We start from the raw sequence: 16,050 nt of genomic DNA, 5'->3' as shown, positions 1-16,050 counted from the left end.
GATGTTGTTCGGCCGCCTGCCCGCGGGCGCGCCCCCGCCGCCCCCCCCGCTGGTCGGGCGCCGCGCGCCCCCCCCCACACTCCCAGCCGGCGCCGCGGCCGACCGGTCCGGTTTCGCGCTCATGCCGACGTGGAGCCGTACCCGTACCGGAACTCGTCACCGGAACCGCAGGCGGCGAGCCCGAACGCCCGGAGCGACTTGTTCTTTTCGGTCCGCTGGTCGAACGCCAGGAAGTTCTCGTACGCGGGCTCCGGCAGGTACCGCCGCATGTCCGTGGCGAGCCGGGTGATGGTGGTGCCCAGGGTCGTGGCGCTGTGGTGGACCGTCGCCAGCACGAAGAGGCTGTTGCGCGGCTCGTCCAGCGTCCGCTCCGCCATCCCCATCCCGACGATGCCGCGGTAGAGCGGGACCGTCGAGTCGGTTCGCACGGCCATCGTCGCCATCCGCCGGCCGAAGACGCAGAGCACGCCCGCCGCGCGCGGTCGGACCGCGTCCAGGATTTCCTGCCGCGCGGCGGCCGTCGCGTCGAGGTACCCGACCACGACCGACTCCACGAGGTCGTCCAACTCGTGCGGCAGCTTGATCCCGATGTACCCGTTGAACCGGCGGTCCAGCAGGTGCCTCACCGTGGCCACGAGCCCTCCTCGGCGGCAGGGGATTCCGAGTTGGTCAGGTCGGTGTGCCAACTGCCCGACATGTCCCCGGCCTCGTGGGAGGCGATGTTGCCGACCGCCCGCCCGAGGAACGCGATCCGGTCGCTCTCCGGCCGCACGTAGGTGTTCAGCGTCCACGCGGGCCCCGCCGGCGCGCTCAGGTCGTCCAGCAGCACCAGCGCGGTCTCCTCCCGGCCGAAGTTGCCCGCGTCGATGGACTGGGCGATGCCGATGGTGGGGATCCCCGTCTCCGCGACGGTGCCGCCGACGACGACCCGGCTGACGTTCGGCTGCCCCCACGGGTCGGCGTGGTCGCGGCTGTTGAGGATCCGCACCGCGAACCGCGGGTTGAGGCCGCGTGCGGCCAGGTCGCCGCCGCTCCGGCCACTGCTGATCAGCAGCTCGTACGGACCCTCGCTCAGCACGCCCTCGCCGGTGCCCGGCGTGCGCGGGTCGCGGGGCAGGCCGAACGGGTCGGAGCCGACCATCAGGTTGCGGCCCGGCGGGATCGCCGTCGTGACGGCGGAGTCGGTGGACCCGCCCACGTCGCCGTTGACCGCCCACAGGCCGCCGTCGGCGTCCCACAGCGCGAGCAGCGGGTCCAGCTCGCCGGTCGGGGTGGAGGTCCGCGCGGTGATCGTCCGGCCGGCCGCGCCCGGGCCGAGCCGGTAGAAGTCGAAGTCGCCCGTGCCGTCGCCGGCGCTGCCGTGGGGGCCGTCGCCGATCGTCCCGCCGGTGCGGACCGACGGCCGGCCGGCGTCCAGGCCCAGGTCGCCCGCCAGGCCGAGCGCGTCGTCGGGCTCGGCGGACGGCGGCCGCGTCGGCACCGTGTCGTCGGGCAGGATGTCGCCGGTCGGCGCGATCTTCGAGGTGGCGTTGCGGCCGGTGCCGAAGCCGGCGATGTGCTCGGCCGTCGCCGGGCTGTCGTTGGCCCCGCGCACCCCGGGTGGCTCCTGCTCCCGGTACGGCACGGCCGCGCGGGCGTCGGCCCGTCGGCCCCGGGCCCACGCCGTCGCCGCCCGGTCGCGGGCGACCCGGGCCCAGTCGGTGCCGGCCCGGTTCGACGGGAACATCAGCAGCGGGTCGGGCTGCATCACCGGGACGGCGGACGGTGGCGCCGCGGCGGCGGTCTGCCCACCTAACGGCGGTGCGACGACGACCCCCACCGCCAACACTGAACGCGATTCCATGGTTCCCCCTCGTGTTAGGGGAACCAGCAAACCGTTCGGCCGGGTGCGGGGTCCGGCGTTCGGCTCAGGTTGGTCCGTTCACGCGGGCGGGTGAGGCGGTTCGGGCGCGGCCGCGGCCACCGCCCGGTCGGCCCGAGGCCGCACGGACGCCAGCGCGTCGTCGAGCGAGGGGACCACGTTCAGCAGCGGGGCGACGGACGTCACCTGGATCGGCCGGAGCACGGCGCGACGGGTCGCCACGACCGCGAACGCGTCGACCCGGCGGCGGAACTCCAGCAGCAGCGACAGGCCGGCCGAGCTGAAGAACACCACGTCGGTCAGGTCCACGACGAGGGCGGACGACGCGGGGCCGGACAGCGCCGACCCGAGGGCGGCACGGACCTCGGGCACCGTGTCCAGGTCCAGCTCGCCCGACACGGAGACGACGGCGACTTCACCGTTCCGGGTGACGCGCACGTCGAGGATCGGTGAAGGCTGCCCCGTCGGCTGGGTCACGACGACTCCCCGGTGCACTGTGTTGTCACGACAGTTCCAGCCCGACGTTACGGGCCGTGACGCGCAGTCGCACCCCTGCCGGTCAGCGGCGTCCCAGCCGCCGGACGGCCTCCACGATCTCGCTGTTCGGCACGCCCTTGACCAGGTGCTCGCCGACCCCGGTCAACACGGCGCCGTCGAGCGCCGCCGGGTCGGCGTGGGCGGACAGCAGGAGGATGCCGGTGCCCGGCGACCGGAGCTTGATCTCGCGGGCGGCACGGCCACCACCGCCGCCGGGCATGCGGACGTCGAGCACGACGACGGCCGGCGCGTGGCGCTCGACCAGCGCGATCGCCTCGTCCGCGTCCCGGGCGACGGCGACGACCCGCAGGTCGGGTTCGGCGTCGAGCAGGTCGCGCAGCGCGTCGCGGATCAACGGGTCGTCGTCGGAGATCACCACGCTCAGCTCGGTCACTCCTCGCCACCGTTCGCCGTCGGGATCCAGAACCGCACCACCGCCCCTCCGCGCGGGTCCTCGCCCACCGACCACCAGCCGCCGGCGGTCTCGGCCCGCTCGCGCATCTCGACCAGGCCGAAGTGGTCCGACGGCGGGCCGGCCCCGGCGTCGCCGCCCACTCCGCCGCCCACGCCCACGCCGTCGTCCGTGACCTCCACCAGCGTGCCGCCGTCCACCGAGGTCAACGACACGTCCACGGTGGAGGCGCGGGCGTGCTTGCGGATGTTGGTGAGCGCTTCCTGGCAGATGCGGAAGATCGTGATCGCGGCCTCGGCGGGCGGCTCCCGGTCCAGCGAGTGCCGCAGCCGGTAGGTGATGCCCGCGGAGGCCGCGAGGTCGGCCAGGTAGTGGTCCAGCGCCTCCACCAGGCTGTGCCGGTCCAGTTCCGGCGGCCGCAGCCGGACCACGAGGTTGCGCAGCCGTGCGATGGACGCCCGCACCGCCTCGTCCAGCCGGCGCACGACCGCGGCCTCCTCCTCCGGCAGGCGGTTGGCGAGCAGTTGCAGCCGCATGCCGACGGCCACCATGGATTGGATCGAGTCGTCGTGCACGTCCCAGGCGATGCGCCGCCGTTCCAGCTCCTGGGCCTCCACGAGGTGGCCGACGAGCCTGCGCTGCTCGCTCAGGGTCTGCTCGACGCGCCGCTGCTCGGTCATGTCGCGGGTGACCTTGGCGAAGCCGCGCAGGCCGCCGTCCTGGTCGAACAGGGCGGTGATGACGACGTTGGCCCAGAAGCGCGTGCCGTCCTTGCGCAGCCGCCAGCCCTCGTCCTCGAACCGGCCCACGTCCACGGCCACGTCCAGCTCGCGCCACGGCTTGCGCGTCACCAGGTCCTCGGGCGGGTAGAACACGGAGAAGTGCTCGCCCAGGATCTCCTCGGTGGTGTAACCCTTGATCCGCTCCGCGCCCGCGTTCCAGCTCACCACCCGGCCGTTCGGGTCCAGCATGAAGATGGCGTAGTCCAGCACTCCCTGGACCAGCAGCCGGAACCGCTCCTCGCCGGCCCGCACTTTCTCCTCGGCCAGCATCCGGTCGGTCATGTCGCGGGTGACCTTGGCGAAACCGCGCAGGCCGCCGTCCTCGTCGAACAGGGCGGTGATGACGACGTTGGCCCAGAAGCGGGTGCCGTCCTTGCGCAGCCGCCAGCCCTCGTCCTCGAACCGGCCGACCTCCGCGGCGACCTCCAGCTCGTACCAGGGCTTGCGGGCCGCGAGGTCCTCGGGCGGGTAGAACCGGGAGAAGTGCTCGCCCACGATCTCGTCGGCCGACCAGCCCTTGATCCGCTCCGCGCCGGGGTTCCAGCTCACGATCCGGCCCGTCGGGTCCAGCATGAAGATCGCGTAGTCGACCACGCTGTCCACGAGCAGGCGGTACGCGTCCGCCGCCGGTGGTGCGACGTCGCGGTCGGCGGGGTGGTCGGCGGCCATGGGGCCACTGTGCACCACGGGCTGAAGGGGTGCCACGAACGGGCGCTCCGGCGTCAGGCGGTGCCCGGCGCGGCGTCGGCGACCATCTCGCACCAGACGACCTTGCCGTCGTGCTCCGGCCGTGCGCCCCAGGCCGCGGTCAACCGCTGGACGAGCTGCAACCCCCACCCGCCGACGGTGGCCGACCGCTGCGGCCGCGGCATCACGGGACTGCCGTCCCGGACCTCGATGCGCAGCCGGCGCGCGTCGCCGCCCAGCCGGATGACCGGGATGGTGGCGGTGTGCCGCAGGGCGTTGGAGACCAGTTCGGAGACGACCAGGACGGCGTCGCCGTGGTCGCCCCGGTAGCCGAGGTCGGCGAGGGTCTTGCGGGCGAAGTCGCGGGCCAGACCGGCCGCGCCCCGGTCGATCGGCGCGCTGAACTCCACGAGGGGGCCCGACACCGATAGGTTCACGAGTGACACTGTGGGTCATCGGGCGGTTCGCGCCCAGACGCACCGTCACCGTCGCGTCTGGTGCAGGTGCACTAGGAGGTGGCTGCCGAACCGGGTGCGGCGTGCCCGCAGGTCGTGCGGGGCTCGGGCGGCTTGCGGTGCGGGCGGCGTTGGGCGCGTGGCACGGGACGGTCCGGTGCCGATGGCCCGGTCCGGGTTCGCGCCCCGCGGACCCGCCTCCTAGTCGAGGAGGCCGTCGCGGCGGGCGATGGCCACCGCCTCCAGCTTCGACCGGGCCCCGAGCTTCTCCAGCACCCGCTGCACGTGGTTGCGCACGGTGTTGCGGGCGACACCCATGCGCTCGCCGATCTCCTCCGTGCTCGCGCCCTCGGCCATGAGCAGCAGGGCCTGGCGTTCGCGGACGGTGAGCGACACACCGCCGTTGCGGCCCCGGCCGGTGAGCTTGTCCAGCACGCCGCCGAGCAGCGCCCCGTCGAACACGACCTCGCCCGCCGCCACCCGCAGCACGGCGTCGGTCAGGTCCTCCAGGCGGGCCGACTTGAGCACCAGCCCGGCCGCGCCCGACTCGGCCGCACGGGCCGCGACGGACACGCTCGCCTCGCCGGTCAGGACCAGCACGCGGGCGCCGAGCGCCTCGAACGCGGCGATCGAGTCCAGGCCGTCCCCGTCGGGCAGGCGGCGGTCCAGCAGCACCACCTCGGGCCGGTGCGCCCGGACCTCGGCCAACGCGGCGGCGAGCGACCCGACGGAGGCCACGACCTCGACCGCCGCCGAATCCGCCCACGCCAGCCTGATCGCCTCGGCGACCAGGTGGTGGTCCTCGACCAGGACCGCGCGAACGGGCCGGGAAGGGCTGGGTCGGTGCGCCATGGTGTGCTGGATCCTCATCAGTGGTCCGGACACCCAGCGTAGTCCTCTCCGGCGGTGCCTCCGGGCGGGGAGCGGGACCGGTTCGGCCCGGTGCGGTCGTGCCCGGTCAGCCGCCTGCGGGCAGGTCCTCTGCGGGCAGGTCGAGCGCGGACAGGTCCAGCGCGGACAGGTCCAGGGCGGCCAGGCGTGCCGGGTCGGCCAGCACGTCGATCGCCACGACCCGGCCGCCGCTGACCGTGAAGCCCATGATCGACACGGGCGTGCCCCCGGGCGCGGTCAGGATGCCCATGCCGCCGTTGACCAGGACCAGCCGGCTGACCCCCTCGGGACGGCGGAACATCAGCGCACGGCGGGCGACGTTCGCCGCGCCGCGCACCACGGCCGCGGCGTCCGCGTTCCCCGCGCCGCCGTCCACGCGCAGCACCACGTCCGGGTCGAGCACCGCGAGCAGCGCCGCGAAGTCCCCGGCCCGGGCGGCGGCCGTGAAAGCCTCCACGACCTCCCGCCGGCGCGGCAGGTCGTCCGGTGCCGGTGCGCCGCTCCGGACCCGCCGGCGGGCGCGGCCGGCCAGTTGGCGGGTGGCCGCCGGGCTGCGGCCGATGATCGTGGCGATGTCGTCGAACGGCACCGCGAACAGGTCGTGCAGCACGAACGCCAGCCGCTCGGCCGGGTTCAGCGACTCCAGCACCACCAGCAGGGCCAGGCCGACGGACTCGGCCAGCACCGCCTCGTGCTCCGGGTCGCCGCCCTCGGCCGGGTCCACGACCGGGTCGGGCACGCGCACGTCCAGCGGGTCCTCGCGGCGGGACGCGCGGGAGCGCAGCATGTCCAGGCACACCCGGCCGACCACGGTGGTCAGCCACCCGGTCAGGTTGCCGACGTCGCCGGTGTCGGCGCGCAGCAGCCGCAGCCACGCCTCCTGCACCGCGTCGTCGGCCTCGGTCATCGAGCCGAGCACCCGGTAGGCGACCGCCCTGAGGTGGGCGCGGTCGGCCTCGAAGCGGGCGGCGAGGTAGTCGCTGTCGGTCACTGTCACATCCTCCGCGCGGGATCCGTCAGGGGGTTGACGGAGCAAGCGAGCACGATGTGACCGGAGCGACGACGAACGTGCGAGCACGGGTGGACCACCCCGCCGTGACCCTGCCGGGCACGGCGCACCACGACCAGCGGCAGCTCTCGGCTGGTCGCCATCGCCACGGTGAACGTGTGGAACCGCCTCAACGCCTCCACCCGGCAGGTGGCGGGCGTCCAGGGCTGACGGCCCTGTTCGGGAATCCGCACCGTGGCCGGAATTCACGCGAACGTGAGACGTGCAGCCTACCCCGATCCGGGAACGGGTGGACCACCGCGCGGTAAGCGGGAGGTCTGGTGTCCCGATGCCTCCCATCGGGGAATCGAATCGATTGCCCACCGGAACCAACGTCCTTGACCCGTTCTCCGTAAAAAACGCCGTGGTGGCACGGTGAAGACGCGCTGTCAAGGTAGTGCACACCGATGGGTCAATAAGGCCGCTTATTCGCCCGAAAGGCGTTGTCGGGTGCATTTCTGGCACCATTTGGAATAGGGTTGTCCGGTCTTGTCGGACCCAGATCAATCCGCTTAGTGTCCCGCCTGCCCACCCGACGGCGGACTGGATGGAGAGGTGACATGGATCTGACTTTCGACGTCGAGGACCTGGTCCTGGACGAACTGGCCGTGACCACGATCGGCAACGCGGCGTTCGTGGACGGCGGCCCCGGACCCGCGTCCTGCTCTTGCTGCAGCGTGGACCCGTCGCAGGTCTGATTCCACTTCGGTCGCGGTGACGCGGCGGTGTCACGGATCGGGGGCGTCGCTCGCGGCGTCCCCGATCCGGCTGCGGGAGGGAGCGCGAATGGCCGAAGTCCTCGCCACCGAGTTGGCACCCTATGCGTTGGTGCGGGTGGCGGCGCTGCCGTATCCCGAGTCGCCGGCGGGTGCGGCGGCTTTTCGGGCGGCGATGGCGGCCGCGGTCGCCGCGGAGTCGCGTGTTCTGGGGTTGGCGGGGCGGGTGGCGGAGGCGTTGCACGACAGTGCGGGTGGTCATTCGGCGGAGTTCCACCGTCGGGTGGTGTTGCCGTTGCGGCGGGATGTGCACAACGGTCGTTCGCCGCGTCCGGCGTTGGTGGCGGGGTTGGGTGACCTGCCGGTGCGGGTGCCGCTGCTGGCGCGGTGGTTGGCCGAACGTGCGGCGCTGGACGTGGCGATCGGGGCGGTGGCGGTGGCGTGGCCGGGCGCGTTGGCGGCCGAGCGCGTGGTGTTGGCGCGGTTGTGCGGCGAGGAGTCGGTGCGGTTGGCCGGGGTGGTGACCGGTGTCGATCTGTTGCACGGGCTGGGGCGGACGGCGGTGGCGGGTGGTGTGCCGGATCGTCGGGCGCGCAAGGTGGAGGCGACGGTGCTGCGGTACGCGTTGCGGGCCACGTCGAAGACGAGTCCGTTGTCGTGGTACACGCATGTGGGTTGGGGTTCGTGGGGTGACGAGCCGTGGCCCGAAGCGGAACCGGTGGCGCACACGGAGGTGAACCGGCTGTTGCTGGCGCGGTTGGTGGGCGCGTTCCGCGACCGGCCGCACCGGCTCGCGCCCGGCCTGCGCGACCACGACGGCCGGCTGCGGTTCTCCCGCGACATCCCGGTCGTCCCCAGGCCCGACGCCCCTCCGTCACGGATCGACCTCACCCGCGAGGAGGAAGTGGACGTCGCGGCCACCGGTCCGCTGCGGTTCGTGGTCGCGCACGTCCGCGAGGCCGGCCCGGACGGCGTCACGCCCGCCGCGCTGGTCGAAGCGCTGGCGGCCAGGCTCACCACGCCGGACCCGGACTCCGCCGCCCGCGCCTACGTCGACCGCGTGCTCGACCTCGGTCTGCTGGTGCCGGTCGATCCGGTGCACCCGCAGGACCCGGACGCGCCCGCGGCGACCGTCGCGTGGCTGCGCGGGATCGGCGCGCACGAGCCCGCCGACCGCCTGGAACGGCTGATCGGGACGACGGCCGCCTTCGCCACCGCCGACCCGCCCGCCCGCGCCGCCGCCACCGCCGAACTCGCCCGGGGGTGGCGCGACCTCGGCGACCACGTCGGCGTCGACCTGTCCGGCATCGCGCCGGTGCTGGAGGACGTCGTCCTGCCGCACCCGGTGCGGGTGCCCGCCACGGGCACCGACACCCTCACCCGCCTCACCCCGCTGCTCGTCCTGTTCGACCGGCAGGTCTTGGCGCGGCGGCTGGTGCGCAACCGGTTCGTCGACGCGGTCGGCGTCGGCGGCACGGCGTCGTTGGCGGAGTGCGCGGCGTTCCTGTCCGGCGTCTGGCAGGACGAGGAGACGGCCACGGACCCCGGGATCGTCGCCCTGCTGGAGTCCCGGGCGAAGCTCGCCGCGGCGGTGCGCGCGGACGGCGCGGTGTCCGACGACGTGGTGCGCGAGGCCGCCCGACACCTGCCGGGTTGGCTGCGCCGTCCCGGTTCCTACGCGTTCTTCGTCCAACCGACGCGGGACGGGCGGCTCGTGGTGAACCACGTCTACGCCGGGTTCGGCCGGTTCACCAGCCGGTTCCTGCGGCGGTTCCCCGGCGCGGCGGACGCGGTGGCCGCCCGGCTGCGGCGCTCGCTCGGGGACCGGTTCGCGCAGTTCCGGCCGGTGCACGGGTTCAACGCCAACCTGCACCCGCTCCTGGCCTCACGCGAGATCGGCGACGACCCCCGCTGGGCCGACCTGCCCGTGGACGAACTCCGGGTCCGGCACGACCCGCGCACCGACGAGGTCAGGGTGCTGCACGGCGACGAGCCGCTGGACGTGGTCTACCCGGGTTTCCTGGTGCCGCTGGTGCTGCCCGACCGGCACGTCCCGCTGTACTCCGACCTCGCCTGCGGCGGGGTGGACCTGCGGGCGCTGCGGTCGGGCGAGCGCGACGGCGAGGCGGTGGTGAGCGGCGAGCTGCGCTACCGCGACGTGGTGCTGGCCCGCCGCGCGTGGGAGTTCGCCGTCACGCCGGACCTGGCCGAGGACCCGGTCGCGGCGGAGGTGGTCCGGTTGCGCGCCCGGCACGGGCTGCCGGAGCACGTGTTCGTCGGCGCGGCCTCCGCGCCGCCGTCCGCCGACGTGGCGCAACGGCTGCTCCCGGCCAAGTCGCAGTACGTGGACTTCGGCAACGCCCTGCACCTGCGCGCGCTGCCCCGGCTGCTGTCCCGGTTCCCGGCGGGCGTCCGGTTCACCGACGCGGTGCCGGTGCCGGGCGTCCAGTCGCCCGGTGGGCGGGTGCTCGAAGTGGTCGCGGAGACCTATTGGGGGATCGAGTGAGTGACGAGCTGCTGCGGCTGCGCCCGATCGTCCACGCGAGCCCGACCGACACCGGCCTGCACGTGCGGGGCTGGTCGGCGAGCTTCAGCGTGGCCGGCGGCAAGGGGCTGTGGACGGTGTGGCAGCGACTGGCCGGACCGCTGACCGCCGGCGTGCCGCCGGAGCAGTTGGCCGTGCCCGACCAGGCGCCGCCCGCGGTGGCGGCGGCGTTGCGGCTGGTCATCGACCAGCTGCACGAGCACGACCTGCTGGTGCGGGTGCCCGCGTCGTGGGACGCGCAGGGGCCGCCCGGGCACGTCGCGCGGTGGCTGGAGTCGGTCGCGCCCCGGCCCGCGCGGGCGTGGGAGCTGATGCGCGCGGACGCGGTGGCGGTGGTCGGCTCCGGGGCCGTGGCCGCCGCCGCGCACCGGGCGTTGACGGCCACCGGGTTGGCGGTGGGGCCGGTCGAGCCGGGGCCGGGCCTGGTGCTGGTGTCCGGCGGTCACGTGGTCGCCGCCGGGTGCGCCGCGGACGTGGGGTTCGTGGTCGCGCCCGGGGCGCGGGGCGACGTGCTCGCCGACGCCGAGGCGGTGGCCCGTCGCCTCGACGGGCAGGCGGGCGAGCCGCCGGAGGTGCTGGCGGCGCTGGTCGGCTCGGCCGCGGCGCACCGGTTGGTGTGCGCGGTCGCCGGGCTGCCCGACCCGGCGCACGAGGTGGCGGACCTGTGGCACGACACGCCGCCGGCCGGGCCGCCGCACCAGCCGGTGCTGGTCGCGCGGCTGGACCCGCTGCGCGCGGAGTACCACCCGTGGCTGTCGGCCGTGCGCCCCGCGCCGCCGGGCGGGCGGACCGCCGACGTGCTGGGCGACCCCGAACTCGGACCCGTGCCCGCGCCGGAGACCGGCGACCTGCCGCAGGTGCCGGTGAAGCTGGCCGCGTCCGGCGACGCGGTCGGGTACGGCACCACCAGGGACTCGGCCCGGCTGGACGCCGTGGTCCGCGCCGCGCACCGGCTCGCGCCCGACACCGCGGTGGTGGGCGCGGACGCCGTGCACGCGTTGGGCTTGGCGTTGCGCACCGCCGTGCGGGTGCTGCCGGGCACGCCGGTCGAGCCGGGGGAGTGGGAGTCGGACCCGACGGCCCGGCGGTGGTGGAAGGCGGTGGTGCTGCGGTTCGCGCTGCCCGCCGAGGTCGAGGTGACCCGGCTCGGCGACGGGGTGGTGCGGGCCGTCGTGCGCTCGGGTGGCGAGGAGCTGTCGTGGGCCGTCGAGGCGAGCGCCGCGGACGCGGTGGCGTTCGCGGCCCTGGCGGCGGCCGGCCGGGCGCAGGCGGGGGTGGGGGAGCCGGTGCTGCTGTGCGGCGCGTTCCCGGTGGAGGAGCCGACCGTCGCCGACGTGCCGTGGACCGACCGCGCCTGGTACTGGCCGTACGGGGTGCGTGAGGCGGAGGAGGGGTTGCAGGCGCGGTTGCGGGAGCTGGCGGGCGTGGCCGAGGTCAAGCGGGTGGCGTTGGGGCCGGTGCTGCACGCGGCGGGGCTGGTCGGGTTCGCGGTGCCGGAGGTGGGCCGGTGAGCGTGGTGGAGCTGACGGCGTACGCGCTCGGTGACCTCGCGCGGGTCGGCGCGGGCGCGGAGGCGGTGCTGCCCGTCCGGTACGACGGCCCGGTGGCGTTGATCGGGCCGGTCGTCGGTGGCGGGCCGGGGGTGTGCCTGGTGTGCGCAGAGGACGTGCGACTGGCCGCGCAGGGCACCGCCGTGCCGCGTCGTGCGGAGGGCACGCGGGTGGGTGGCGTGCCGTCGCCGGCGCACGGGCCGTTGGTGGACGCCGTGACGCGGATGGTGTTGGCCGACCCGGAGGCGTACCGCGACCGGGTGCTGTCGGTCCGCGCGGACCTCGGCACCGTGGCCGAGCACCGGGTGCGGCCGCGCCCGGAGGGGTGTCCGGTGTGCGGGCCGCTGCCCGACGACAGCGCCGACGCGGCGGTCGTGGCGCGGGAGCCGGCGCCCGTGTCGCCGGGGACGGCGCGCGGGCCGAACCCGTTGACGGCCGGGGACGCGGTGCGTGACGCGTTGTTCGACCAGCGGCACGGGCCGGTCGACCGGCTGTCCCACTACGGTGACCTGCCGTTGCCCGCGGTGAGCGCGCGGATCGTGACCGACGGGGCGGGCACGCAGGCCGGGTTCGGCCGGACCGGCACGTTCGCCGAGTCGGAACGGGTGGCGTTGTTCGAGGCGGTGGAGCGGCTGGCCGGGCTGCGGCCCCGGCGGGTGACCACCGTGCTGGAGGCGTCCTTCGCCGACCTCGGCCCGGAACGCGCGGTCGAGCCGACGCGCCTCGGGCTGCCGGACCTGCCGTCGCCGCACGTCGTGCCCTACGCGCCGGACGTCCGCACGCGCTGGGTGCACGGCTGGTCGTACTCGCGCGGGACCACCGTGGCGGTGCCGGAGCACGTCGTGTACTGGGGCGGCACGCCCGGACCGCGGTTCGTCAACGAGACGTCCAACGGGTGCGGTGCGGGCAACAGCCTCACGGAGGCCGTGCTGTACGGGCTGTTCGAGGTCGCGGAGCGGGACGCGTTCCTCATGGCGTGGTACCAGCGCACGCCGCTGCCCACCGTCGTGGCGCGCGACGGGCTCGCGCTGCACCTGGCCGATCGGCTGGCACAGCTCGGCTATCGGCTGGAGTGCTACGACGCGACCAACGACCTCGCCGTGCCCACGGTGCTGACGCTCGCCCGGTACACCGGCGACGACCCGGCCGCGCCGCGGGCGTTCTTCGCGGCCGGTGCGGGGCTCGACCCTCAGGGCGCGTTGCGGTCGGCGGTGGTGGAGGTGGCGGTGGACGTCGAGTCCGCGGCCCAGCGCGCCCACGCCGACCCGGGGGAGTACGACCGGGAACGGCTGCTGCGGATGCTGCGCGAACCGGACCTGGTCCGGACGATGGAGGACCACGTCACGGTCAACGGCCTGCCGGAGGCGGTCGGGCGGTACGACTTCCTGCGGCCGGGCGACCCGGTCGAGATGCGCGGGCCGGAGGTGCCGTCGGACGACCTGGACGCGGTGCTGGAGCACTACGTGACCGCGTGGGCCGCGCTGGACCTGGAGGTGATCGCGGTGGACCTGACCGACCCCGTCGTGCGCGACCGCCTCGGCCTGCACACGGCCAAGGTCGTCGTGCCCGGCACGATCCCGATGACGTTCGGGGAACGCGACCGCCGCACCCACGGCATCCCGCGGTTGCGCCCGACCGGACCCCTGCTGCCCCACCCGTTCCCGTGACCACCGCCGACACGCCCGCGGAGGGGCCGCCCACCGCCGACCTGCCCACCGCCGAGGGGCCGACCGCCGCCGGTGCCGAGGGGCCGACCGCCGCCGACGAGCCGACCGCCGCCGACGAGCCGACCGCCGCCGCGCCTGCCGTCGCGGCCGGTGCCGGGTCGACCGCCGCCGATGCGCTCGCCGCCGCCTACCGGCACGGTCCCGGCCGACTCGTCACCGACGGTCCCACACCGGAGCCGCGGCCGTTCGGGCCCGGCGTGGCGCTGGGCGAGCTGGCCCGCCACGGCGCGTTCGGGGCGGCGCTGGCGCACCTGCTCGTCGACGTCGCCACGCCCCAGCGGTGGGAGCCGTGGAACCCGTACAACGACCACCGCGCCTACCCGTCCGCCCGGTCCACGTTCGCGGTGGACGTGGCGCTGGTCGCGGACGGCCGGTCGTGGCCGCTGGACCCGGTGCGGCGGGCGCTCGTCGGCGGTGTGCCCGAACGGTTGGGCACGAGCGTCCGGCTGGACCTCGTGCGCCGGCCGGAGCGGTTCTCGGCCGGGTACGGCGAGTTCGCGGACGTGCTGGTGGAACTGGAAGCCGGCCACCTCTCGGCGGCGTTGGAGGACCACGCGCGAAGGCTCGGCCTGCGCGCGGGGATCAACGGCGACGGCCTGGTGGTGTCGTCGCACCGCGAGACCGGTCGCCCGGCTCCGCACACCTCTGCGCGCAGTTCCGGGTACGGCCCGCGCGGCTTCTCGGCGGACCCCAGGCCGTTGCCCGCCTCGGCCCTGCACGCGGTCGTGGCGGCCGTTCCCCGCCTGCGGCACCTGCGGCACCGGTTGGCGGTCCACAACGTCGAGGGCGTGCCCGACGGGTGGCACGGCGACGCCGGCGCGAGTCCCGTGATGGCGCGGATCGCCGACACCTTCCGGCACCCGCCGAGCGTCCTGGACGTGGGCAGCGCGAACCTCGCGCTGGTGCTCACCGGCGACCCGGCCGCGGCGGTCGCCGAGGCGGGACCCGACGGGTACCGCGCCCTGCTGCGGGCCGCCGGCGCGGTCGCCCAGCGGGTCGGCGAGGCGGCGGCCGGCGCGGGTCTGTTCTGCCGCCCGCTGCGCAGCCTGCACGACGAGCACCTGGAGGCGCTGGCCGGCGCGCCGGCCGGGCACACGCTGCTCTACCTGCTCGTGGCGGGCCGGCCGCGGGCCACCGGCTTCACCTACGACCTCACCCCGCTGGAGGCGCGACCGTGACCTGGACCGGGCTGCACGTGCGGCTGTCGTGGCGGACCGAGCACGTAGACGCATTCGTCGCCGACGTCCTCGCGCCCCTGCTGGCCGACCACCGGACCGCGGGCCGCATCGCCGACTGGTTCTTCATCCGCTACTGGGAGACCGGGCCGCACCTGCGCGTGCGGCTGCGTGACGCGGAGGGGCACGTCGAGGAGATCGCCGACCAGGTGCGGCACGCGGTCGCGGCGGCCGGGCACCCCGAGACCCCGCTCGACCCGGACGGCTTCTACGCCGCGCTCGGCACGGACGGCGACTGGCTGCCCCACGGCGACGTGCGCGAAGTGCCCTACGTGCCGGAGGTGGAGCGCTACGGCGGACCGGACGCGTTGCCGGTCGCCGAGGAGGTGTTCTGCCGCAGCACCGACGTCGCGGTGGCCGTGCTGCGCGCGGCCCGCACACCCCGGGCCAAGCTCAGCGCCGCGGTGGAGCTGGTGATGGCCACGACCTCCGCGCTCGGCCTGGACCGCCCGGCGGCGGCGTCCTGGCTGCGCACCCTGGCCGCGTCCTGGCGCCGGCACCACGAGCCCGCCACCGCGCCCACGATGTCCTCCCACCTGGCCGCGCACCGCCTGCACGCCGACCGCGCGGCCACGTTGAGCGCCCGGTGGGACCGCCTGGCCTCCGCCCCGACCGGGGCCGTCGCGTACTGGTCGCGGCAGGTGCGGGCCGACCTGCCGCGCGACGTCTGGGCCTCGCAGCTGCACATGCTGCTCAACCGGTTGGGCATCGGGCCCGACGAGGAGCGCACGCTGTGCTGGCTGGTCGCCGCCACCGCGCTCGGCCCGGCCGGCCTGACGCCGTTCCACGCGGACGGCGCCGACGCGCCCGACCGCCGCTACCTGGAGGCGAGCAAGTACCGGCCGGAGGCCGAGGAACAGGTGCCCCGCAAGGGCACCGTGCGCGAGCTGCCCGAGCCGCGGCCGTGGCAGCGGACCGTGCGGCTGCCCGACCCGCCGGAGACCCCGGCGTCGCTGCGGTCGGCGTTGCGCGACCGGCGCACCGGCCGGGGGGACGCGGTGCGGGGTCCGCTGGACGTGGCCCGGCTGGCGGCGCTGCTGTGGACCGCGCACGGCGCGTTGCCCGACGGCCGGCGGCCGTACCCCAGCGCCGGCGCGCTCTACACGGCGCGGCTGCGGTTGGTGGCGTGGGCGGTCGACGGCCTGGAGCCGGGCGTGTACGACGTGGACGAGCGCGACCGGCGGCTGGTCGCGGTCGCGCCCGCGCCCGACGTCGCGGACGTGGCGGCGACCTCGTCCTGGTTCGGGGCGCGGGCCGCGCTGACCGGCGGCGTGGACCTCGTGACCACACCCGCGCTGCTCGGGCTCTACGTGCGGATCGGCGACCTGCGCCGCGACTACGGGTTGCGGGCGGTGCGGCTGGGGTTCGCCGAGGCCGGTCACCTGGCGCAGAACCTGGCCCTGGTCGCGGCGGGCGTGTCGCTGTCGCTCGGAATGGTCGGCGGGTTCTACGACGACCTGGCGCACGACGTGTTCCTGTTGGACGGCGTGGACGACACCTTGGTCTACCTGCTGCCGGTCGGTTCGGCCTGAGGTCGCCGGGCCGGTGCCCGGTTCCGCAGCGTGGTCGTCCGGTGGTGGTGTGTGGTGTGACCTGCGTCAACG

General features: G+C 75.4%; 14 protein-coding genes. 6 read left to right on the top strand and 8 right to left on the bottom strand.

Annotated elements, in window-relative coordinates:
* Positions 1–119 precede the first annotated feature (119 nt).
* From ACFXGA_RS12480 to sigJ, 8 genes are all read right to left on the bottom strand, one after another.
* On the bottom strand, positions 120–635 hold the full coding sequence (locus tag ACFXGA_RS12480; RefSeq protein WP_378087110.1) for a hypothetical protein: 516 nt from the start codon (positions 633–635) through the stop codon (positions 120–122).
* Positions 623–1,843, bottom strand: coding sequence for a hypothetical protein (locus tag ACFXGA_RS12475; RefSeq protein ID WP_378087108.1), 1,221 nt, complete (start codon positions 1,841–1,843; stop codon positions 623–625). Before ACFXGA_RS12475 ends, ACFXGA_RS12480 begins: the two co-directional genes overlap by 13 nt.
* Before the next feature lie 78 nt (positions 1,844–1,921).
* Complete coding sequence (locus ACFXGA_RS12470; protein WP_378087106.1) at positions 1,922–2,338, bottom strand: anti-sigma factor antagonist; 417 nt, start codon at positions 2,336–2,338, stop codon at positions 1,922–1,924.
* Positions 2,339–2,420: 82 nt separating this feature from the next.
* On the bottom strand, positions 2,421–2,792 hold the full coding sequence (locus ACFXGA_RS12465; RefSeq protein WP_378087104.1) for a response regulator transcription factor: 372 nt from the start codon (positions 2,790–2,792) through the stop codon (positions 2,421–2,423).
* Positions 2,789–4,261, bottom strand: a complete 1,473-nt coding sequence (locus ACFXGA_RS12460) for a PAS domain S-box protein (protein WP_378087102.1) — start codon at positions 4,259–4,261, stop codon at positions 2,789–2,791. Before ACFXGA_RS12460 ends, ACFXGA_RS12465 begins: the two co-directional genes overlap by 4 nt.
* Before the next feature lie 53 nt (positions 4,262–4,314).
* Positions 4,315–4,716, bottom strand: a complete 402-nt coding sequence (locus ACFXGA_RS12455; RefSeq protein ID WP_378087100.1) for an ATP-binding protein — start codon at positions 4,714–4,716, stop codon at positions 4,315–4,317.
* A gap of 219 nt (positions 4,717–4,935) precedes the next feature.
* Positions 4,936–5,604, bottom strand: coding sequence for a response regulator transcription factor (locus tag ACFXGA_RS12450; protein WP_378087098.1), 669 nt, complete (start codon positions 5,602–5,604; stop codon positions 4,936–4,938).
* A gap of 88 nt (positions 5,605–5,692) precedes the next feature.
* The gene (gene sigJ, locus ACFXGA_RS12445) at positions 5,693–6,616 is read right to left on the bottom strand and encodes an RNA polymerase sigma factor SigJ (protein ID WP_378087096.1); all 924 of its coding nucleotides are present in this window, start codon (positions 6,614–6,616) and stop codon (positions 5,693–5,695) included.
* A 617-nt stretch (positions 6,617–7,233) separates the two neighbouring features.
* Between sigJ and ACFXGA_RS12440 the strand changes: the two genes are divergently transcribed.
* The 6 genes from ACFXGA_RS12440 to ACFXGA_RS12415 all read left to right on the top strand — a co-directional run bounded on the left by ACFXGA_RS12440 (position 7,234) and on the right by ACFXGA_RS12415 (position 15,978).
* Positions 7,234–7,371: a hypothetical protein gene (locus tag ACFXGA_RS12440; RefSeq protein ID WP_378087094.1), complete on the top strand. Its 138-nt coding sequence runs from the start codon at positions 7,234–7,236 to the stop codon at positions 7,369–7,371.
* 88 nt (positions 7,372–7,459) lie between these two features.
* Positions 7,460–9,895: a lantibiotic dehydratase gene (locus tag ACFXGA_RS12435; protein WP_378087092.1), complete on the top strand. Its 2,436-nt coding sequence runs from the start codon at positions 7,460–7,462 to the stop codon at positions 9,893–9,895.
* Positions 9,892–11,445: a hypothetical protein gene (locus ACFXGA_RS12430; protein WP_378087090.1), complete on the top strand. Its 1,554-nt coding sequence runs from the start codon at positions 9,892–9,894 to the stop codon at positions 11,443–11,445. The genes ACFXGA_RS12435 and ACFXGA_RS12430 overlap by 4 nt, the downstream gene beginning before the upstream one ends.
* Positions 11,442–13,151, top strand: a complete 1,710-nt coding sequence (locus tag ACFXGA_RS12425; protein WP_378087088.1) for a TOMM precursor leader peptide-binding protein — start codon at positions 11,442–11,444, stop codon at positions 13,149–13,151. Before ACFXGA_RS12430 ends, ACFXGA_RS12425 begins: the two co-directional genes overlap by 4 nt.
* Positions 13,148–14,389, top strand: a complete 1,242-nt coding sequence (locus ACFXGA_RS12420) for a hypothetical protein (protein WP_378087086.1) — start codon at positions 13,148–13,150, stop codon at positions 14,387–14,389. The genes ACFXGA_RS12425 and ACFXGA_RS12420 overlap by 4 nt, the downstream gene beginning before the upstream one ends.
* The gene (locus ACFXGA_RS12415; protein WP_378087085.1) at positions 14,386–15,978 is read left to right on the top strand and encodes a thiopeptide-type bacteriocin biosynthesis protein; all 1,593 of its coding nucleotides are present in this window, start codon (positions 14,386–14,388) and stop codon (positions 15,976–15,978) included. Before ACFXGA_RS12420 ends, ACFXGA_RS12415 begins: the two co-directional genes overlap by 4 nt.
* The last annotated feature ends 72 nt before the right edge of the window (positions 15,979–16,050 follow it).

The organism is Actinosynnema sp. NPDC059335 (assembly GCF_042752395.1).
GTDB lineage: Bacteria > Actinomycetota > Actinomycetes > Mycobacteriales > Pseudonocardiaceae > Actinosynnema.
Note: the sequence above shows the minus strand (reverse complement) of the source record. Positions and strands in the feature narration are given on the sequence as shown.

Coding starts and splice junctions, on each gene's coding strand:
- ACFXGA_RS12475 (WP_378087108.1), bottom strand. CDS start 1,843: ATGGAATCGCGTTCAGTGTTGGCGGTGGGGGTCGTCGTCGCACCGCCG.
- ACFXGA_RS12460 (WP_378087102.1), bottom strand. CDS start 4,261: ATGGCCGCCGACCACCCCGCCGACCGCGACGTCGCACCACCGGCGGCG.
- ACFXGA_RS12450 (WP_378087098.1), bottom strand. CDS start 5,604: ATGAGGATCCAGCACACCATGGCGCACCGACCCAGCCCTTCCCGGCCC.
- ACFXGA_RS12440 (WP_378087094.1), top strand. CDS start 7,234: ATGGATCTGACTTTCGACGTCGAGGACCTGGTCCTGGACGAACTGGCC.
- ACFXGA_RS12435 (WP_378087092.1), top strand. CDS start 7,460: ATGGCCGAAGTCCTCGCCACCGAGTTGGCACCCTATGCGTTGGTGCGG.